Source organism: Cupriavidus sp. UBA2010 (assembly GCF_002335265.1).
GTDB lineage: Bacteria > Pseudomonadota > Gammaproteobacteria > Burkholderiales > Burkholderiaceae > Cupriavidus > Cupriavidus metallidurans.
The window spans coordinates 237,397-257,050 of the sequence record NZ_DDCI01000024.1 but is presented as its reverse complement, the minus strand read 5'-3'; the positions used below and the strand labels follow the sequence as shown (position 1 = coordinate 257,050).

At 62.6% G+C, this 19,654-nt stretch carries 17 protein-coding genes and 2 pseudogenes; 9 read left to right on the top strand and 10 right to left on the bottom strand.

Annotated features, from left to right (window positions below; genetic code table 11):
* The first annotated feature begins 278 nt into the window (after positions 1–278).
* On the top strand, positions 279–740 hold the full coding sequence (locus B2246_RS20285; RefSeq protein ID WP_008644732.1) for a hypothetical protein: 462 nt from the start codon (positions 279–281) through the stop codon (positions 738–740).
* Positions 741–859: 119 nt separating this feature from the next.
* Here B2246_RS20285 and B2246_RS20280 read toward each other — a convergent pair.
* Positions 860–1,033: pseudogene (locus tag B2246_RS20280) on the bottom strand (IS6 family transposase); the annotation flags it as partial.
* Positions 1,034–1,091: 58 nt separating this feature from the next.
* Here B2246_RS20280 and B2246_RS20275 point away from each other — a divergent pair.
* The 3 genes from B2246_RS20275 to B2246_RS20265 all read left to right on the top strand — a co-directional run bounded on the left by B2246_RS20275 (position 1,092) and on the right by B2246_RS20265 (position 4,565).
* Positions 1,092–2,075: a Bug family tripartite tricarboxylate transporter substrate binding protein gene (locus B2246_RS20275; protein WP_008644734.1), complete on the top strand. Its 984-nt coding sequence runs from the start codon at positions 1,092–1,094 to the stop codon at positions 2,073–2,075.
* A gap of 51 nt (positions 2,076–2,126) precedes the next feature.
* On the top strand, positions 2,127–2,957 hold the full coding sequence (locus tag B2246_RS20270) for an alpha/beta fold hydrolase (protein ID WP_035882212.1): 831 nt from the start codon (positions 2,127–2,129) through the stop codon (positions 2,955–2,957).
* A 249-nt stretch (positions 2,958–3,206) separates the two neighbouring features.
* Positions 3,207–4,565, top strand: coding sequence for an MFS transporter (locus B2246_RS20265; protein WP_008644739.1), 1,359 nt, complete (start codon positions 3,207–3,209; stop codon positions 4,563–4,565).
* A gap of 194 nt (positions 4,566–4,759) precedes the next feature.
* Here the strand turns inward: B2246_RS20265 and B2246_RS20260 are convergent, their stop codons facing one another.
* Together B2246_RS20260 and B2246_RS20255 are read right to left on the bottom strand one after the other, a co-directional pair.
* The gene (locus B2246_RS20260; RefSeq protein WP_008644741.1) at positions 4,760–4,960 is read right to left on the bottom strand and encodes a DUF1289 domain-containing protein; all 201 of its coding nucleotides are present in this window, start codon (positions 4,958–4,960) and stop codon (positions 4,760–4,762) included.
* A gap of 26 nt (positions 4,961–4,986) precedes the next feature.
* Positions 4,987–5,250 (bottom strand): annotated as a pseudogene (locus tag B2246_RS20255) (3-keto-5-aminohexanoate cleavage protein); the annotation flags it as partial.
* Positions 5,251–5,369: 119 nt separating this feature from the next.
* Here B2246_RS20255 and B2246_RS20250 point away from each other — a divergent pair.
* Complete coding sequence (locus B2246_RS20250; RefSeq protein WP_008644744.1) at positions 5,370–6,392, top strand: AraC family transcriptional regulator; 1,023 nt, start codon at positions 5,370–5,372, stop codon at positions 6,390–6,392.
* Positions 6,393–6,523: 131 nt separating this feature from the next.
* Here the strand turns inward: B2246_RS20250 and B2246_RS20245 are convergent, their stop codons facing one another.
* From B2246_RS20245 to B2246_RS20235, 3 genes are all read right to left on the bottom strand, one after another.
* Positions 6,524–7,720 carry a porin gene (locus B2246_RS20245; protein WP_008644745.1) on the bottom strand — a complete coding sequence of 399 codons (1,197 nt, stop codon included), beginning with the start codon at positions 7,718–7,720 and terminating at the stop codon, positions 6,524–6,526.
* Positions 7,721–7,831: 111 nt separating this feature from the next.
* Positions 7,832–8,401, bottom strand: coding sequence for an RBBP9/YdeN family alpha/beta hydrolase (locus B2246_RS20240; RefSeq protein ID WP_286880631.1), 570 nt, complete (start codon positions 8,399–8,401; stop codon positions 7,832–7,834).
* A 27-nt stretch (positions 8,402–8,428) separates the two neighbouring features.
* The gene (locus tag B2246_RS20235; RefSeq protein WP_040010979.1) at positions 8,429–9,760 is read right to left on the bottom strand and encodes an MFS transporter; all 1,332 of its coding nucleotides are present in this window, start codon (positions 9,758–9,760) and stop codon (positions 8,429–8,431) included.
* Between the two features lie 347 nt (positions 9,761–10,107).
* On the opposite strand from B2246_RS20235, the gene B2246_RS20230 reads away from it, so the two are divergent.
* On the top strand, positions 10,108–10,605 hold the full coding sequence (locus B2246_RS20230; RefSeq protein WP_029309768.1) for a cytochrome b: 498 nt from the start codon (positions 10,108–10,110) through the stop codon (positions 10,603–10,605).
* Here the strand turns inward: B2246_RS20230 and B2246_RS20225 are convergent.
* From B2246_RS20225 to B2246_RS20210, 4 genes are all read right to left on the bottom strand, one after another.
* The gene (locus B2246_RS20225) at positions 10,585–12,078 is read right to left on the bottom strand and encodes an efflux transporter outer membrane subunit (protein WP_286880630.1); all 1,494 of its coding nucleotides are present in this window, start codon (positions 12,076–12,078) and stop codon (positions 10,585–10,587) included. The genes B2246_RS20230 and B2246_RS20225 overlap by 21 nt on opposite strands.
* Before the next feature lie 3 nt (positions 12,079–12,081).
* A complete protein-coding gene (locus tag B2246_RS20220) occupies positions 12,082–14,058 on the bottom strand; it encodes a glycosyltransferase (protein ID WP_286880629.1) in 1,977 nt (658 codons plus the stop codon).
* Positions 14,059–14,072: 14 nt separating this feature from the next.
* Positions 14,073–15,356, bottom strand: coding sequence for a hypothetical protein (locus B2246_RS20215; RefSeq protein ID WP_286880684.1), 1,284 nt, complete (start codon positions 15,354–15,356; stop codon positions 14,073–14,075).
* Positions 15,357–15,498: 142 nt separating this feature from the next.
* Positions 15,499–16,749, bottom strand: coding sequence for an HlyD family secretion protein (locus B2246_RS20210; protein WP_234818997.1), 1,251 nt, complete (start codon positions 16,747–16,749; stop codon positions 15,499–15,501).
* A 542-nt stretch (positions 16,750–17,291) separates the two neighbouring features.
* Between B2246_RS20210 and B2246_RS20205 the strand changes: the two genes are divergently transcribed.
* From B2246_RS20205 to B2246_RS20195, 3 genes are all read left to right on the top strand, one after another.
* The gene (locus B2246_RS20205; RefSeq protein ID WP_286880627.1) at positions 17,292–17,723 is read left to right on the top strand and encodes a universal stress protein; all 432 of its coding nucleotides are present in this window, start codon (positions 17,292–17,294) and stop codon (positions 17,721–17,723) included.
* Between the two features lie 217 nt (positions 17,724–17,940).
* Complete coding sequence (locus B2246_RS20200; protein WP_008644763.1) at positions 17,941–18,780, top strand: class II glutamine amidotransferase; 840 nt, start codon at positions 17,941–17,943, stop codon at positions 18,778–18,780.
* Positions 18,780–19,637 carry a helix-turn-helix domain-containing protein gene (locus B2246_RS20195; protein WP_008644764.1) on the top strand — a complete coding sequence of 286 codons (858 nt, stop codon included), beginning with the start codon at positions 18,780–18,782 and terminating at the stop codon, positions 19,635–19,637. The genes B2246_RS20200 and B2246_RS20195 overlap by 1 nt, the downstream gene beginning before the upstream one ends.
* Positions 19,638–19,654: the final 17 nt, after the last annotated feature.

Below are 19,654 nucleotides of genomic sequence, written 5' to 3'. Positions count from 1 at the left end.
TTTCCATGAAAATCTACAACTTATTTCTATCGAAAAACCGGCGATCCATAGGGATGTGGCTCGCCGGCTCACAAAGGATTAACTTCGTCCAAGATCAATTTTCCAGCGAATATCACAGGTAAATTTCGAAATCTAGTGCTAGAAATAAATAATCAAAAGGAGAAGGGAGGATGAGAAAGTTAGTGCAGATTGCAGGTCTGGTTTCGAGTGCGACGTTTTTGGCAGCATGCGGTGGTGGTGACGGGGATGGCAGTACAACTCCTGAGGCTTCGACGCCCGTGACCAACCCTCAGCCGACAGCCTTCTCCTGCCCGGATAACTACAGGAAGATCAGCCTCGGCGCCAACTCGGTGCCCAATGCGAACCTGTCGCTCGTCACCGACGACAATATCGCTACGCTAACAGTCAAGACGCCGCAGACGGGCCTTAAGGACGTCACGATCTGCCTCGGCACTCCCAATCCGCTGCCAACGGGCGTCAAGGCCGACTATGCCTATGAGGTTAAAACCAATGGGGACTACGCACATCTCCTGAATCCGCAGCTCAAGGTGGCATTCACGCTGCCTTCGACGATGTACGCGAATCCGATTCTCGAAACCGTGCAGAGCACCGCGAATGGCGTTACCTATACCGTTGCGCGAAACGACGTCAGCACCGTTAACGGCACCAATGCAAGCATCACAGCGGATGTGCCAGCCGCTGGCTTGTACGTGGTGCGTCTGGTGCCGCTAAAGCCCTGATTCCATTGGGCCCCTGGAGTTGCCCGGGGGCCCCGGTCCCTGGTCACCATGCTGCCTGCGGGCATTGTCACGTAGCGAAATCGGGACCAACCAACTTCTGATGAGCCGTCTGCCCAGGAAGCGGTAGACGAGATCTGAGTGGTTCCAGTGAATCCGCACCAGGCCGAGAGGCGCGCGGCAAGGTGTTTGCGGTAGAGCGAAGCGCGCAGCAGATGGCGCTTGAACTCTAGGCGCTGGCGGATCAGTCCGAAACACGAGAGAAGCGCCCGCGCACATTTCGGATCACGAAAGCCGCCTTCAAGGAAAAAAGCTTCAACTTTCGCAAGCCGTTGATTCAGGGCGGGAGTCATCATGCTGGAAATGATCAAAATCAAGCACGCGCTAATCGTAATAGCGCTGGCTGCTGCGGGAGCCGTAGGAGCGGAAAACTACCCATCCGCACCGATCACGCTGATCGTCCCTTTCGCCGCGGGCGGTCCGACAGACGTCATCGCCCGGGTCATCGCGAAGGGCATGCAGGACCAATTGCGGCAATCGGTGGTGATCGACAACAAGAGTGGAGCCGGTGGACGCACGGGCATCGGCATGCTGAAAAGGGCAAGGCCGGACGGCTATACCATTGGCATGGCGACGGCGAGCACTCAAGGCGTGGCGCCGAACGTCTATGCCAAGCTTGAATATGACCCCTTGAAGGATTTCAAGTCCGTGGGGCAGATCGTGATTGCGCCGGGTGTGTTGGTCGCCAGCAAGGGCTTGGTCCCGGATTGCAAGATGTCCACCTTCCTGTCCTTGCTCAGGACCTCCCCGAGAAAATACACCTACGGATCGGCAGGACAAGGCTCTCTGTCGCATCTCTCCGGTGAGCGCTTCCTCGCCGTCACCGGGCTTCACATGCTACATGTCCCTTATCGCGGACTGGGTCCGGCAATGAATGATCTCTACGGAGGGCAAATCGCCGCCGTTTTCGACAATGTCAGCACGGCAATGCCGCACATTCAAAGCGGAAAGCTGTGCGCTCTCGCGGTTCAAGCCAAGCAGCGGCTGAGCCCGTTACCGGACGTACCGACATACGGCGAACTCGGCCTTGCCGACCTGAACACCCCCACCTGGTATGGGATCCTGACCCCTCGCAATACGCCAGACCCCATCGTTTTCAAGCTGAATGCGGCGTTGAACGCCGCCCTGAAAACAAATGAAATCAAGGATGCTTTCGATCGGTTAGGCGTCCTGCCCAGCGCGACGTCGCCGGCCGAGTTCAACGACATCCAGAAACGAGAATTCGACATGTGGCGCGATATTGTCACCAAGACCAATATGAAGAAACTGGATGATTAACAAGGCAGTCACGAGAAGATATCGCTATCGAGCACGCTCTTAAGGTGAGATATGCCCAATAGGTTGGTTGGTGACGTCGAGCTCTATTATGAAGAAGCAGGTCGCGGTGAGCCGATCCTGTTTATCCACGAGATGGCAGGAAGTCATCGCAGTTGGGAACCCCAATTGCGACACTTCTCCAGAAGCTACCGATGTGTGGTGTACAGCGCGAGAGGCTATCCGCCGTCGGCGATCCCGGCCGGCCCCTCCTGCTACTCGCAGGAGATAGCGGCAGCCGACGCCGTAGGATTGCTCGATGCACTGGAAATCGAGCGAGCGCACTTTGTCGGCCTGTCCATGGGAAGCTTCACAACGCTGCAAGTTGGATTGACCTATCCGGAGCGTGCGGCGTCCCTCACGATTGTCGGCTGCGGATCAGGTTCGGACCCCGCAAGCTTTTCTGGCAACCAGGCGCGGTATCAAGCCATGGGCCAAGCGATTCTGGATGGAGGATTCCAGTCGTTCGTCGAATCCTACAGCTCAGGACCGTACCGCCAACCATTCCTTCACAAGGACCCCAGAGGCTGGCAAGAGTTCAGGGATCGGTTGGCCGAGCATTCCCCAGAGGGCACCGCGTACACATTGATGGGCGTACAGGGTCGCCGACCTTCTCTGTACAGCCTGGAGCGGGAGATTGCCAGCATCGCCGTACCTGCGCTTGTCATCGCGGGCGACGTTGACACGCCCTGTGTCGAGCCAAGCTTTTTCCTGGCTCGCAGGATGCGAAACGCAGGTGTGTCGATCTATCCCAGGACCGGCCATACGGTGAATCTTGAAGAACCCATGCGCTTCAATCTGGAACTCGATGCTTTTTTTGCGGCCGTCAGAAGCAACAGTTGGTAGCGCCACACGCGTTTAGCGAGCGCCGAGGGCGAGTCGATCGAACCAGCATGATGTGTCGCGCAACACTCACTAGCAATACATCACTGCCAGAGGCAGGGCTTCCGCCAATACGTTCTTGACGCCGCTCACGTATCGCATTCGAGACTGAAGCGCGACACCATCACCCCCTGCGAGGCGGCTGCCTCACCCGTCGGAACCGTAACAGATTCGTTACTGTCTATACCGGTATATGCAGACAGGGGACACGTCATGGATCCCATGCAGCCGGGGGCAGCGCCCCTACCCGAAGCAGAGGCACGGCGGCAGTTGCGTCGCGCCGTTATCGCAAGCACCGTGGGTACCACGATCGAGTGGTACGACTTTTTTCTCTACAGCACGGTAACCGGCCTGGTGTTCGCCAAGCTGTACTTTCCGGAATCCGATCCACTCGTTGGCACGCTGCAGGCGTTCTTGATCTACGCGGTCGGCTTTGTCGCGCGCCCGATCGGCGCGGCCATCTTCGGGCACTACGGTGACCGCATCGGCCGCAAGGCCACACTGGTGGCCACCTTGCTGCTGATGGGGCTGGCAACGTTCGCAGTGGCCTTCGTGCCGTCCTATGCGCAAATCGGGATCTGGGGCGCCGTGGCGCTGACGGTCCTGCGCTTCATCCAGGGGATTGGTGTGGGTGGGGAGTGGGGCGGATCGGTGTTGATGTCGATGGAATGGGCTCGCTCCAACTCGCACCGCGGCCTGGTCGCGTCATGGCCGCAGTTCGGGGTGCCAGCGGGACTGTTCCTGGCCAACCTGGCGGTATTGGGCATGAGCTGGCTGGCCGGCGATCAGTTCGCGACCTGGGGCTGGCGCGTGCCGTTCCTCCTGAGCATCGTGCTGGTCGGCATCGGGCTCTACATCCGGCTGAACATTCTGGAGACACCGGTCTTCGCGCGGTTGCTGGCCGAGCATCGGATCGAGAAAACGCCGATGCTGGAAGTGATCCGGCGCCAGCCGAAGGACATCCTGTTGTCGGCCCTGGTGCGCATGGCCGAACAGGCGCCGTTCTACATCTTCACGGCCTTCGTGTTCACCTATGGCGTGATGACGCTGGGCATGTCGCGGGATCTGCTCCTGCTGGCTGTGCTCGCGGCATCGGTGCTCGAGTTCTTCACCATTCCGTACTTTGGACATCTGTCCGACGTGCTGGGCCGGCGCCGCATGTACATCGCGGGCGCGATCGCAGTCGGCGTGTTCGGCTTCCTGTATTTCGCGATGGTCGACACTCGCAACCCGATGTGGGTGTTCATCGCCATCGTGCTGTCGCTTGTCCCGCACGCGATGATGTATGGCCCTCAGGCGGCATTGATCGCGGAGACGTTTACAGGACGCCTGCGCTATAGCGGCGCCTCGATGGGCTATCAGCTAGCCTCCGTGATCGCGGGCGGCCCGGCCCCACTGATTGCCACGGCGCTGTTCGCCCACTATCACACCGGGTATGCCATTGCGGTGTATGTGCTGGTGTGCGCAGCGCTCAGCGTGTTCGCGGCCGTGAAGCTGCGCGACTATACGAACAAGGATATTTCTCGGGAGTATGACGACGCGGATGTCGCGCATGTCACGCACGCGGTATGACGGACGGGTAATCCGACCGGGGGACCGAACGACAATCGAGAAGAGGAAAGAAGAGGAAAGACGAGGAAAGAGGGAAGGGAAAAAGACCGGACCTGCCTGCTTTGGGCTGACTGGAAAGTGTCGAACAGATGTCGAACGTATGGCAGGTCCGGCGAGAAACAGTGAAACGTGCGCCGCAGCGAGTGCGGCGCGGGTCAGGATCGACCCGATGTCGGCTGCTGTGATGCACCCCTGCCCAGAGCGCGCAGGGGAAGGTCGGCCAGCACCTCGATGCGCTGGACTTCGGTCATGCTCTCCCAAAGACCGATCTCGACCGTGGTTCTACGGCAACCCTGGCAGTACTTGCCTGCCAGGTCCATGCGACAGATGTTGATACAGGGATTCGCGGCAGGCATGGTACGTCTCAGGCAGCCTTGCGCAGCGGCACGGCGGCGCGCACGCCGGCGATCCGTTCGTTGAACTTCGACAGGCGCCTGGAGCCCTTGCCGTCGAGTCCGCGCACGTGCAAGTTCAGCACCGTGGCGCCAGCGTTGTAGCAGTCGACGGCCTTCTGGATCTGTTCCTCCATCGTCACCGGGATGTCTTCCGGGAAGTCTTCCGGCATCCACTCGGGGCCATACGGCGCCACCGTGATAACAACCTTGTCCATGTTCTCAGGGTGCAGGGAGTCATCGAGGAACTGCATGCTGTGTCTCCTGTTGTTCGAATGCGTGTTTCGGTGGCGGAAGTATCGGCGAATGGCATTGAAATATTTGACGACCAGGGACACACGATTTACATTTCGGGACACTCAGGGAAAACACGATGTCCTACTTTCTTCGCAGTGCCAGCCTGACCAATTACATGGAAGTTGCGCGCGCCGTAGGGCTCGATCCGCACCAGATGCTGCGCGCCGCGAAGATCAACCGGGATGTGCTGCTGGACCCGGATATCCGCATCCCCGCAGCATCGGTGGCGCGTTTGCTCGAAGCGTCGGCGCGCGACGGGCACGCGGAGGATTTCGGGCTGCGACTAGCGGAACTGAGGCAGTTCTCGAACCTGGGGCCACTTGCCTTCGTGGTCCGCGAAGAACCCACGCTGCGCCGCGCGCTGGAGTCGATGGTGCGCTACATGGGCCTGCAGAACGAGTCCCTGGCAATGCGCGTGGAGGAGATGGATGGCCTGGTGGTGATCCGCCTGCAGATCCTCAGCGACCAACCCGCAGGCTCGATGCGGCAGGCCACTCAACTGGCCGCCGGGGTGATGTTCCGGATGCTCAGCATGTTTCTCGGGCCCGCGTGGCGCCCGCGCAGCATCTGCTTTTCGCACGCGCCGCCCGAAAGCCAGACCACATACCTGCGCGTGTTCGGGATGCCCGCGCTGTTCAATCAGGATTTCGACGGAATCGTCTGCGTGGCCTCCGATCTGGAAGCGCCGCTGCCGTCCTATGACCCGGTGATGGCGCAGCAGGTCAAACGCTACCTGGGCACGCTGCTGGCGCAATCGAATACCACCATGGCGGACAAGGTGCGCAAGCTCGTCTACGCATTGCTGCCAAGCGGCATGTGTTCGATCGACCGGGTGGCTCAGCACCTTGGCGTGGACCGGCGCACCATCCACCGCCGACTGGCGCAGGATGGCACCACTTATTCGCAGATCCTGAACGAGGCACGCGCAGGGCTGGCCACGAGCTACATCGAGAACCGCTCACGCCCGCTGTCCGAAGTTGCAACGCTGCTCGGCTTTTCGTCGCTGAGCGCGTTCTCGCGCTGGTTTGGCAACCAGTTCGGCTGCAGCGTTTCGAAGTGGCGCACAACGCGAATGGGCGAACAGGTCGAGGAAAACTGATCGCCCAGCAAAAAGCGGCCACACGGACGGAGGCCCGTGCGGCCAAGGGCGAATTTCGAATCGGACCAGGCGAGGGGAACGGGTAAAACTCGCCTGGCCGACTCACGCCAGTACAACCAAACGGTATCGCGTCAGAACTTGTGGCGAAGGCCCAGGCTCACACCCACCATGCTGCTCTGGCCGGTGCCGAGAATGTAGCTGTTGCCGGTGGCGCCGGTCGTGGCCAGCTGGTTCGTGTTCGCGGCGTCCAGCGTCAAGCCGGCATTCTTGGCGTATGCGGCGCTCAGGTACACGTCGGTGCGCTTCGAGAAGCTGTAGTCCGCCACGAAGGCGATCTGCCACGGATTCGGCGCGTGGGTGTTGTTGAAGTAGTCGCGCTTGAGGTTGTCGTAGTCATACTCCAGCGTCAGGCCCACAGCAGGCGTCACCTGGTAGTTCGCGCCGATCCAGTAGTAGTCGTCGCGCTGAAGCTGGGCGCCGGTACCGTTGTTATCGACCTTGCCCCAACGGTAGCCAGCCATGATCTTGGCGACCTGGCCGATGGCGTAGCTGCCGGCCACCGAAGCCTTCTTCAGCGTGGCAGTGGTGCCCTGGTAGACGCCGGCGGCGTTGTTGACCGACGGGTTCCACTGGTCATAGGCAATCGCTGCGCCGAACGGGCCAGCCGAGTACGTGAATGCGCCGCCGAAGGCGCTGTCGCGGCGGAATGCGCCCGGGACTTCACCGTTGCCACCGAAGGCGCTTGCACCACCCTGGATCGCCAGGTTCGGCACACCAGCACCGAACGAGAAGTGGGCCAACGCGGTCACCGGACCGAACACGCCCGTGTAGGCAATGGTGTTGTCTTCACGGAAGTTGTTGCCGGCCATGAATGCCGCCGGTTCATACTGCGTGGCATACGCCGTCGGCATGAAGTTGGCCATCGCCACGAACAGCGAGGTGTACTGGCGACCCAGCGTGATCTGACCGTAGGTGTTGTGCGAAATACCGACGAAGGCCTGACGACCGAACAGACGGTTGCTCTGCTGCATCGTGCCGTTATCGACGGAAATGCCGCTTTCCAGCACGAAGATGCTCTTCAGGCCGCCGCCGAGATCCTCGGTGCCACGAAGACCCCAACGCGAACCAGACAGGCCGCCGGAGTTCACGCGGAACACGTTGTTGCCGGCACCCGGGTTCGCGGTAAAGCCCGCAGCCGAGTACGGCGCCACATGGTTAGCGAATTCCAGGCTGGTGTCGAGCACGCCGTAGAGCGTAACGGCAGACTGCGCGTAAGCGCTGCCGGTACAGGCGAGCAGTGCGGCCAAGGCCATGCCCTTGAGCTTCATAGGTCAATCTCCTCTCTTTTTTCTCGATTGCTATTTGGGGGGTTCCCGTCGGAAATGGTTACTGCGGTTACTTCACTGGACAAAACAAAAAACGGTACGCCTCGGGCACGGTCAGGCGCGACGCATCAGGCGCTCCACGAGCGTCATCGCGTACGGCCATTCGCCGTAGCCCGCGGCGGGATTCAGATGGCCGACCTCGCCGAGATCAACCAGTTTGCTGCCCCAGTCGCGTGCCATCTGCTCCACGCGATCGAAGCGCGCCAGCGGATCGTTGCGGCTGGCGCCAACGATGCTGGGGAAGGGCAGGGGGCGACGCGGAATCGGCAGCCAGCCGTGCTCGTCGAGCGTGGCGTGTGTGGGGTAGCCGGCGGGCATCGGGTTCTCGAGGTCGGCCGGCGCGGCGAGCAGCGCGGCGCGGATCTTGCGGTGATGCTGGGCCGCCCAGTGGACGGTGATCATCACGCCGGCGCTATGCGCGACGAGGACCACGGGGCCATCGATCTCGGCCAGGGCTTCGTCCAGCGCGGCCACACGTGCCGCGCGGCTCAGCTTGTCATGCTCGAGCGGCTGTACCGATCGGGAGTTGGGAATCTGCGCCTGAAGCAGTGTCTGCCAATGCTCGGGCACGTGGTCGCGCAAGCCGGGAACGAACAGTACGGTGGTGTCAGCCAGAAAGTCCATTGCGAAAATCGGTAAGTGGTGTTGGGGTCAGCTATTGCCGGCGGCGGCACGCATACGCTCCAGGCGGTGTACGTCCGCGCTGTAGGTGCGACGCCCGATAACGAAGCAGACGGCGGCCAGCAAGCCAACCAGCGGCAGGAACTGCAGCGCGCCGCGCAGACCGATGTGATCGGCGATCAGGCCGGTGAAGAACGGACCCGGCGCGAGCCCAAGCAGGTTGTTGACCAGCGTGAGCGTGGCAAACGCGGAGCCATGAATCGCCGGCGAGGTCAGGTTGGCCACCGCGGCGCTGGCGGGGCCGGCCGTGCCGCCTGCCAGCAGCATCCCGGCGCCGATCAGCACGAGCTGGGCCGTGCCCGGCGGCAACTGGAAGGCTGCGCCCAGCAGCACGCAGCACAGCACGCTGTATGCGATGGCCACGATCCACTTGCGGGTCGGGATATGGCGGGAAATCCAGTCGGTAAAGGCCCCGCACATGATCATGCCGGCGCCACCAATCAGCACGAAAGCGGCGGCAGTCAGGCCGGCTTGTGCGCCGCTCATGCCGTAGTAGCGGCCGAAGTAGCTCGGCAGCCAGGCCAGCATCGAAGCCATGACGAACAATTGCAGCGCGCTGCCCACATAGGCGCAGAGAATCGAGCGGGTGGAGAACAGCGCGGAGACCAGCGGGCGAAGCTCCAGCTTGGCCTGCTTCTGGCTGGCGGAGACGTCCTCGCCAAGTTCCTGGCGGCGGGCCAGCAGGCCCTTTTCCGTAATCAGCAGGCGGTACAGGGCCACCAGGATCAGGCCGAAGATCGCCATGCCGGCGAAAGCAACGCGCCATCCGAAGTGGGCGGAAATCACACCGCCCAGCCCCATGCCCAGCACCGAGCCGAAAGCGCCACCGGCGATGAAGGCCGCGCTGAGGCTGGCACGCAGGTGCCGGGGGAATACCGAGACCACCACGGCGATGCCGACGCTGCCGTAGGCGGCCTCGCCAATACCAACGCAAAGCCGTGCGATGAACATCTCGCCGAAGGAGTTGGCCAGCGCGCAACCGAGCGTGGCCAGGCTCCAAAGCGCCGCCATCAGCGTCAGGCTGCGCACGCGGCCCCAACGGTCCGCCAGGATCGACAGCGGGAAGGTCAGCACCCCCACCATCAACGCAACGACGCCGCCCAGGGCGCCCAATTCGGTGTCGCTAAGTCCCCACTCGAGCTTGAGCATCGGGAACAGGGCATTCAAGACCTGCCGGGACATGTAGTCCGAGAGGAGCAACCCAAAGCTCAGTGCGAAGACCAGCCACGGGTAGTATCGCGACAGCCTGGCCTTGGCAGGCGCGCCTGCCATTGGCGCAAGGGTGGAACGGTATCCGTGCATGTCTGCCTCCTATATGACCCGTGACATCGTGATGACAGCATCGGGTCGTGACCGGCGAAGTATCTAGGATTGGCAGCCCACGGTTTGATCATTCGGGACAACGTTTTTGCATCTTGGGACAGTCGGGGAAAACGAGAGGATGCACGGAAGATGTGCTGTGACGCTTGCTTCATTGCAGAAGTCAACGCTCAGCCGTTGACCTGTCACAAGCTGGGGGCGGTATTGAGGATTGATTCCGGACAGACATGACGCGCAGAATTGTTATGTTGGAGCAAAAGAGGACAAAAATGCATTTGACATCCCCACATACCCTCTCACTGACCTTTCAGCCCAAATATTCATTGGCCATGCGCGCGTTGCACTGGCTGGTGTTCTTGGGCGCCGTGGTCGCGGTTGCGGCGGTGGAATTTCGCGACGTGTTCCCGAAGGGCAGCACCGAGCGGGCCGCGATGATGGCGATTCATGAGTCCGCGGGCATCACGATATTGGTGTTGATGCTGTTGCGTCTGCTGGTGCGAGTGAGCCAACCGCTCCCTCCGCCACCGGCCGGGGACCCACGATGGATGGACCGCGCAGCAAGCGCCATGCATTTCGTGCTGTATGTGCTGATGCTGGCCATGCCGGTGCTCGGCATGTTGGCGGTGGCATGGAAGGGCAGGACCATCCCGGTCTACGGCTTCCAGCTGGCGCTGCCGCTTGCGATCAACGAGCCGTACTCAAAGCTCGCGAAGGAGATTCACGAAACTGGCGCCACGTTCGTGTACATCTTCGTCGGCCTGCACGCCGCAGCCGCCTTGTGGCATCAGTTCGTCCTGAAGGACCGGCTACTTCGCCGGATGATCTAGGCTGGCCACCGTCTGCTGCGACCACCCGCCGCCCAGCGCCTTGTAAAGGCCTGCGCGGCTGGTGAGTCTGGCCAGTTCGATCGTCACCATCTTCTTCTGCGCGTCGTAGAGTTGCCGCTGCGCATCAAACACGGGGAAGTAGTCATCCACCCCGTTCTTGAAGCGGATTTCCGCCAGCCGCTTGGTTTCGGAAACTTCCTTTGTCAGCGCTTCCTGCGCCACGGTCTGCCGGTCGTAGGTGCCGCGCGCGGCCAGGCCGTCGGCAACTTCCCGGAACGCACCCTGAATCGTTTTCTCGTAAGCCGCCACGTTGATGTCCTTCTGCACCGTGGCGATATCGAGTCGTGCCTGGTTGGCCCCGGCGTTAAAGATCGGCAGGGTGATCTGCGGCGCGAACGCCCAGGCCATGCCGCCCGTGAACAGCGAGGCGAGCGCCGTGCTGGCCACGCCCACGGTGGCCGTCAGCGAAATCTGCGGGAAGAAGGCCGCCCGCGCCGCGCCAATGTTGGCATTGGCCCCCTTGAGCTGGTGCTCGGCCGCCATGATGTCCGGCCGTTGCTCCATCAGTGTCGATGGCACCCCGGCGGGCAACTCTGCCACATACGAACTATTCGCAAACGGTTGCGGGGGCGGCAGATCCGCCGGTAGCTGGCCGCCGATCAACAGCGCCAGCGCATTCTCGTCCTGCGCCACCTGTCGCGTGAACTGCTCCACATCCACCTGCGCGGTCTGCACCTGGGTCTGCCCGCGATGCATGTCGATCTCCGCCATGCCGCCGGCGCTCTTGCTGCGGCTGATCATCAGTGCGGCATCCTGCTGGACCTTGAGCGTTTCTTTCGACAGCCTGAGCAGTTCCTGGTCGGCCTGCCATGTCAGGTAAGCGCTGGCCACTTCCGCCACCAGACTGATCTGCGCGCTGCGCCGCACCTCTTCGATCGCCAGATATTGCTCCAGCGCCTCGTGCTTGAGGCTGCGCACCCGCCCGAACACATCGAGCTCGAATGCACTGAAGCCTACGCCCGCGGTCCATGAATTGATCACGGCGTCTTGTCCGGGCGCGCGCAGATCGTTGTTCAGCCGGGTACTGGCAAAGCCTGCATTGGCGTTGATCGCTGGAAACTGCGCGGCACGCTGGATCCGGTACTGCGCGCGCGCCTGATCGATCGAAAGCGTCGCGATACGCAGGTCACGGTTGTTCGCCAACGCCAGCCCGATCAGCGTGCGCAAGCGTGGGTCGGTAAAGAAGTCCTCCCAGCCAAGGCTCGCGGCGGGCGTGGCCTGTTCCGGCTGCGCCTGGCCCGTGGGCCCCGTGTTGGCGCTTTCATAGGCAGGGCCAGTCGGGTAGGCCTGCGGTACCGGCGACTCCGGGCGCTGGTAGGTGGGTTCCAGCGAGCAGGCAGCAAGCGCCAGCGGCACGAGGAGGGCAGGGGTCCAGCGCGGCGGGCGAATCAGGGAGGTTGGCTTTCTTTTCATGGTTCATCCGGTAAATGCGCGACGCAGCAATTGCACGATGGCCACACGCGGGCGGCCGCGGTGCGCGATGTTGTGAGCCGGTTCGCCGAACAGCATCCGGATCAGCCGATGGCGTCCCGCCATGTCCGGAAACAGTTCGATGCCTAACAGATGGCCCTGCGTGCGCGCCACGCGGCAGGTCACCCAGCCCAGTTCGGAGAGCCAGACCGCTCCCGTGGCGCCAGCTTCCACCCGACCAGCGGCATCGCTGATCAGGCCGATGCCGTTGCACGACATGTCCTGCGTGACGCCATCGAATTCACGTGGCAAGCCGTCGCTGCCGTAAATGCAAAGGCGGGCACGCTCGCGGTGTGGAAAGCGCTCTTCCTTGCGCGGCCGGGGCAGTTCGAAACAGACCAGCAACGAGGCCAGGTACAGGATCATCGAGATCACGGTCCAACCGATGTTGAAGACCACACCGCTGGCCGTGCCGTCGGCGGCCACGGCGCGCCCAAGGCCCATGGCGGCCAGAACGAACAGCGCGCCATAGAACGCGGCGAACTTGCCGTGGACGACCAGCTTTGACCGGTCCAGCCCCTTGTTCGTGACCTTGAACGGCCTGCCGAACGGCTTGAAGATGGCACTGACCAGTGTTGCGGAAACCGCCATGGCTGCCACGATCTGCGTGACCTCGGTAAAGATCGGCATCGCCCGCGCGCCTGTGATCCAGATGCTGTAGGCCCAGTAGAGCAGTAGCGCCGGCACGCCGAACGCGAGGAACTGCATTGGCTCGCCGTACAGCGTCGGCACATTGAAATACCAGTACAGCAGCGGCCCGGCCAGCAGCATCAGCGTGAACGGGCGGCTCAACCAGTGCAGCAGCCCGTGCACATAGTGCAGGCGTTCGCGCAACGTATAGCCGGGTCCGCGCAGCGGCCCGTCGGCGGTGAGCGCCACCTGGATCGTGCCCAGTCCCCAGCGACTGCGCTGGCTGATGTATTCAGGCAGGCCCTCCGCCGACAGGCCCACGCTCAGGCGCTCATTGAGCCAGCGCGTGATATAGCCATGCGGCATCAGCTTGTAGGTCAGGTGAATATCTTCCGTCACGGTGCCGATCGGGAAGCCACCGATCCGGTCCAGCGCCTCGCGGCGTACGACAAACGATGTGCCGATGCAGAACGCGGTACCCCAGGCGTCCTTCGACGGCTGCATGACATCGAAGAATGCGCGCTGCTCGTCCACCCAGCACTCCGTGGAGCGAAGATTGTATTGGATCGGGTCGGCGTTGTAGTAGAACTGGGGCGTCTGCACCACGCCGACCTGTGGATCGTCGAACAGCCCGACGATGCGTAGGAGGATGTTCCGGTTGGGTGCGAAATCGGCGTCGAGCACCATGATGAATGGCGCGCCGCCATCGAGTTCCGCGCTGTGCCGCAGGCCGTTGTTCAGGTTACCGGCCTTGGCGTGGGCGTTATCTGGCCGGGTCACGTAGCGTACCCCGACCTGATCGCAAAACTCGCGCAGCCAGTCGCGACGGGTGTCATCGAGCACCCAGACGCGGAAGTTCGGATAGTCGATGTCCAGCGCGGCAACGATGGTCTTCTCGAGCACGTCGAGGCCTTCGTTGTACGTGGCGATAAAAATGTCCACCGGCGGCGCTTCCCGCCCGCGTCGCAACGCGGCCTCGCCGGCGTCAGCCTCGGCGCTGTGATCGGACGTGCGGGTCATGATGACGATCGAGATCAGCGTGTACGCGATGGTCAGGCTCTCGAAGCCGAAGAACGCATGCGCCCACACGCTCGGGAAGTCCATGCGCCATTCCGGCAAGGTGTCGGTGAACCGCCATACGTAATAGACCAGCAGCAGCACGCCGGCCGCGGCGCCGAAAAGCCAGCGATCCAGGGTGCGTTGCCGGTCGCCGCGCAGGCAGAGCAGGGCGATCAGGAATGCGCCGGCATTGATCTGCATGAGCATACGGCCATCGAGATACTCGGCAAACATCGTTACTCCTATCGTCACTCGTTGGGTGCGTTGGCGAGACCATTGCCCGGGCCACTGACGGACGCCGTCGTGGCTGCGCAGTTCGCACGGCATCCCCCCGGCTGGAACGGATTCCAGCCCGTGGCGGCCAGTACGGCCCAGGCCGTGGCGCCAAGGTGGGGCAGGTGGAAGTAGTAAAAGTCCTCGGTCTTCGAATCGGGGCCGATCGACAGCCCCGTTTGAATCCGTTTCTCGGGCGTGGCGAAGAGCATTCCGTCCGGCGCGCGCTGCGACAACAACAGCGGCCAGAGCGGACCCGCGACATCGGCATGGTTGGTGGCCAGCAGCACCAGCGCGGCCTGGCCGGTGCCTTCCGTCCAGACGCCATCGGGATCGGCCTTGAAGCCGAATCCGCCATTGACGGCATGCCGGGTGCGTGCCCAGTCCAGCGAGCGCTGCCAGGTGCCGGCGGCATCCGGGATGGCAATCAACGGCCACAGCGATGCATCGAGCGCCGAGGGCCCACCGTTCAGCGTCCGGCCGTCATCGCGGGTGCCGATCGCGAAACGCCCCTCGCGCGACTGCCACATGCTCTCGACGAAGTGCCGCGCCCGCTCCGCGCCCGTGTTCCAGCGCGGATCATTGCTGTATCTGGCCAGCCAGCGGAACGCGGCATAGGCATCGACGTTGTGCTCGGTGGACTTCCACCCCTGGCGCTCGGGATTCGGCTCGTGTCCGAAGTACCCGCCGATGTACGCGCCGGGACGGTCCGCGTTGAAAGTGTCCTTGTCGACCCATCCCATCAGCGCCTTGGCCCCGTCGAGATAGGCGGGCGCGCGAGTGGCTTCATACGTGGCCAGCAGAAGCAGGGCGGCCCAGACGACATTGCCGGTGGCGGTGCCCACCTGGTAGCGGTCCTCGAACCAGCGCTTGCTGGCGTCGTCCCACCAGCCCGGCAATGGCACAGGCCCGTTAGGTATCGCACCCGCCCGGTAGGCATTGCGCAGACGGCCGTCATGGTAGTGGCGGTCGCGGCTCATCCCCGCCAGCACGCCATCGGCAATACGCCGCGCCGCATCGCGCTGGCCGCAGGCGATCAGTGCGATACCGGCCAGCGCGTTGTCATAGACGAAAGCCGATTGACGCAGCGGCGCCGGCAACGGCTCGCCACCGGGCGCGGGCTCGTAGCTGGCCAGCCATATCGGGCCTGAGCCCGGAACGGCCGCCACGCGCTGCGCCAGCGTCTGGCAACCGCTATCGCGCAGTTGCGCGCGGGCGTCGGCTGACGATGCCGCAAAGGTGGGCGACGCGGCCAGAATGCATGATGCGGCGAGGCAAGTAGCCAGCCGGATGCCCCCGGCTGCCAACCCCTTTGACGTATGACGCTGCACGGTTGTCTCCTTCCTGCGGGCGTTGCGTGAGTGGCTTCGCGCCTGCTCGATCAAACCGGATAGGCTCTGGTCAGATCAGGCGGGTGAACCACGGGCGATCGAGGCTGACCTTGGCCCAATGGCCAAGCGCGCACCGATCGGTACTGCCACTGCCGCGGTTGCGCAGATCAGGGAGCGGCTTGTTGAGCTTCGCGATCAGGTAAATCTCGTTTTTCTCGATTGGCGGGAAGGGAACGAAGTAGCGCGCCTGATCGCCTTCCGGGGCACGCGGCATGATCTCTGCAACGGTGCCCGGCTGCGGCGTGGGAACACCATCGACCAGCACGGTCAGCTTCGCGCCTGGCAGCAGATCTTTGCTGAGGCTGCGCGGGAACACGGCCACGACGTTGGGCTGGCTGCAGTTGGTGGTGCGCATCAGTGTGGCGCCGGCGGCAACCCGCGTGCCCGGTGGCGTCAGCACATCCTCGACGATGCCACTCGCATACGCCTTGATATCGAGATTGGATACCCGGTCGAGGCGTTCCTGCTCCGCCGTCACGAGCTTGTCGACCTCGGTGCCGTACTGCTCCAGTTGCGTGATCTCGGCCTGCGTCTGCGTGATCTCCGCCTTCAGCTCATCCTGCTTCTGCGACAGCGCGCCCAACGCGCCGTCCGCGCTCGAACTGAACACCTTGCTACGCGCGGCTTCGCTGCTGTTGCGCGCGCTGTCGAGCTCCGCCTGGATGGCATCGCGCGAACCGGCCAGCACGGTCAGCTGGTTCCGGGACGCATCGGTATAGGCCTGGCTGACCGCGCCCGCCCATTGCATAGCCTGATTGCGATTGACCACGTCCTCCTGCGCGTCGATCTGCTGCTTCGCTACCGCCAGCCGGGCCTCGATGCCACGCACGCGCGAGGCGTGCTCGCGATCCGCCGACGCCTGGTAGCGCTTGATATCGCCACCCGTCGACGCCATGCGCGTCTGGTCCGCCTCGAGCTTCACCTTCGCGGCCTCCAGGCGCTTCTGGTTATCGAGTTGCTTCCCGGTCAGTTCCACCAGCAGCGCGCGGTCCATATTCGGGTTCTGCAACGCCATCAGTGGATCGCCCGCATTGAAGCTGCCGCCTACCGTCACGACTTGCTTGGTGACCACGCCTTCCACCGGCGTGGTTACGAGGGTGACAGGACTATTTACGATCGCGCGCTCGGACGACCGCGTGAAGATGTACGGGAACATCACCGACAGGACCACCCAGATGATGAACACCACCATCCCATAGCTGGCCAACCGAGGTACCACCCGCCATAAGGGCAGGCCTGGCACGCCCGCGCGCCGTTGCATCAGCGAGTCGTGGTGCGGTGGGTGTTGAGACGGTTTGACCCGTGCGGGTACCGAGTCCTTCTGGTCAACTTTCTTATCCATGCCGCCTCCGGATAAAAGGTGGGCCACCCGAGATAGCCAAAGCCATCGCGGTCAGCAATAGGCAACAAGCTGCCGCCACGCGAGCGAATCCCCACCCGCGCAGTGCGCAGTGCTTCGTCCCCCAGATTGTTTGTTATGCGCCGTTGCCCCGGGCCGTCACAACGCCGCCGGAACAGGCTTCTGGATCGATACCGCCGACCCGATGAATTCACGCGCCCCGATTGCCGATATGATTGTGGGCACGTGTAGATAGAGTGAGGCGCAAGCGCCAGAGAAACTCAGGACACAACATCACTTGATTGATGCGATGCAGCGCAGGAGCGTTTCAAAGTTAGACAAGTTGAGCCCTGCGTGCTGTAAGAATGTGTAAGGCCTGCATTTCAAGTCGCTTACAACGCGGCAAGTTCAGCGCTTGGCATTACACTTGCGCTGCGACACTCGAGAACGATAAGGAGCTTTGAATGACAGCGATCGTACTGGCGATGGATGGGTCCACCTACAGCCGACATGCGGCAACATGGCTCGCATCGACGACATGCCTGGCCCAGCCCCTGATCGTGCATGTGGTGCACGTGTCGCCGATACTCGGACGCACCGGATTCAGCGCCGTTGACTTTGAAACCGAGAATCGTGAAGAAGCACGTGTGGTGTTCGAATCGGCCAGAGGTCTGCTGGAAGGGCGAGTGAGCGAATTGCACGAGCACTGGCTGCGCGGCAACGCATCGGAGGAGATCCTTCGGTTCTCCACCGAGAACGCCGTGGACCTGATCATTGTGGGCGCCAAGGGCATTGGCGCGCTCCGGTCCTCGATCATCGGCTCTGTGGTATCGAAGATCGCGGCGCAGTCCACGGTGCCTGCGCTTATCGTCAATCCGACCGACCAGGAAGGCTAGGGCGGTTCCTCCCATCCTGCCAGATGTGCCTGCATGGGCCTGCATGGGCCTGGTGGCGCTATCGGAATGAGGCGAGGCGGCTCTTTCTGGCCAGGGTGACGCAGAAAGTACGAGTGGACGGACCAAGGCCGCCCAACGACGCCAGAAGCATTTTGATAGTGCCTGTTACAGATTGGCGCGCGTCGCCTATCCTGATGAGACTGCAAGGAGACGCATCATGTGCCGCTGGCTGGCTTACTCAGGCAATCCCATCCAACTGGAAACGGTGCTGTTCCGGGCCCAGCACTCGTTGATCGATCAAAGCCTGCATTCGCGGCTGGGCCACACCACGACCAACGGCGACGGCTTCGGCATGGGGTGGTATGCCAAGCATTCCGAGGAACCGTTCCGGTACCGTTGCATCCACCCGGCCTGGAACGACATCAACCTGCGCGAGGCGGCGCGCGCCATCCGGGCTGCGAAGTTCGTCGCGCACATCCGCGCGGCAACCGACACCCCGGCCCAGGAAACCAACTGTCATCCGTTCCGCTACGGTAAATGGCTATTTGCCCACAACGGGCTGATCCGCCAGTACCCGGAGGTCCGGCGCGAACTGATGCTTTCGATCGCGCCCGAACTGTTTCGCTGGATCGAAGGCTCCACGGACTCGGAGGTCATGTTCTATCTGGCGCTGACTTTCGGGCTGGAGCAGGACCCACGCGAAGCAATGGAAAGGACGGTGGGACTGGTGGAACATGTGGGGCGGCGCCATGGCGTCGAGTTTCCCGTGAACATGACCATTTGCGCGACCGACGGCGATCAGATCGTGGCGGTGCGGTATTCCAGCGAAGGGGACTCGCGCTCGCTGTTCCATAGCAATTCGTTTCGACACCTACGTGAGCTATATCCGGAGAATCCACGTATTGCCGCAGTGGGCGACGACGCCGTGCTGATCCTGTCCGAGCCTCTGGTGGATCTGCCTGGCGCCTGGGCGGAAATCCCGGAAGCCACGTTCATGCAAGCCAGACAGGGGACGGTCGATTACTACCCGTTCATCCCGACGTATTCGGAGCCTTGATGGATCGCCATGGCATGAAGCATGGATTCTCAGGCTTGGATCGAACAGGAAACACGGCCGCCGCGCCGTACTGTCCAAGCGCTCGGATCACAATGTTCGAGCGCAGTATCGCGATCACGACGCAGGATCTTGTGTCCGGGGCTGTGAGGCGCCCGGCAATCAGCGTGCTGCTCTCGCTGGATGACACGCCATTCTCCATTTCAATCAACGATGTGCCGGCGCCCAAAGCGCGGGCTTTTATCGTGCGAGAGCTTGCGCCGCGCGCCATCCAGGCCTTGAACTGCCAGCTTCTGAGCCTCAGTCTCGATCCCGGGCATCCGCTTTTCCTGTCGACACGCAAGGCATTGGGAGACAAGGAGTTCCTTGCGCTTCCAGACGGACCGCTGCGGGCCTGCCGCGATCCACTGCGCGAAGAACTGCTTGGCACCGTGCCTCGCCAGCCGGACGACCGGCTCATCGAAGCACTGTTGTCTTCGGCACCGGATTTCTCCCCCCATTTGCGGGAGAAATCGGCTTCGCGCCGCGAGGACCTGCTCGCGGAATTCGAATCGCTATGGACTGAGCCGCATCTCGCGAGCAAGCTGGCCACAGCGATGGACCTTTCGGTGAGCCGCCTGTCCCATCTATTCGTGGAGGAGGTCGGCGTACCGCTTCGGACCTATACCCTCTGGCGGAAGTACCGACACGCATGCGCAAGGCTGCAATCTCCTGGCAGCCTGAGCACGCTGGCGCAGGATTGCGGCTTCTCGGATGCCGCGCACATGACACGAACCTTCGTCAGCTACCTGGGTTTCTCACCGATCACGGTAAAAAGCCTGAGCCATATCCATCGACCGGCCGAAGCACACCGTGCCTGAGGTGGGGCAGCAGGGCG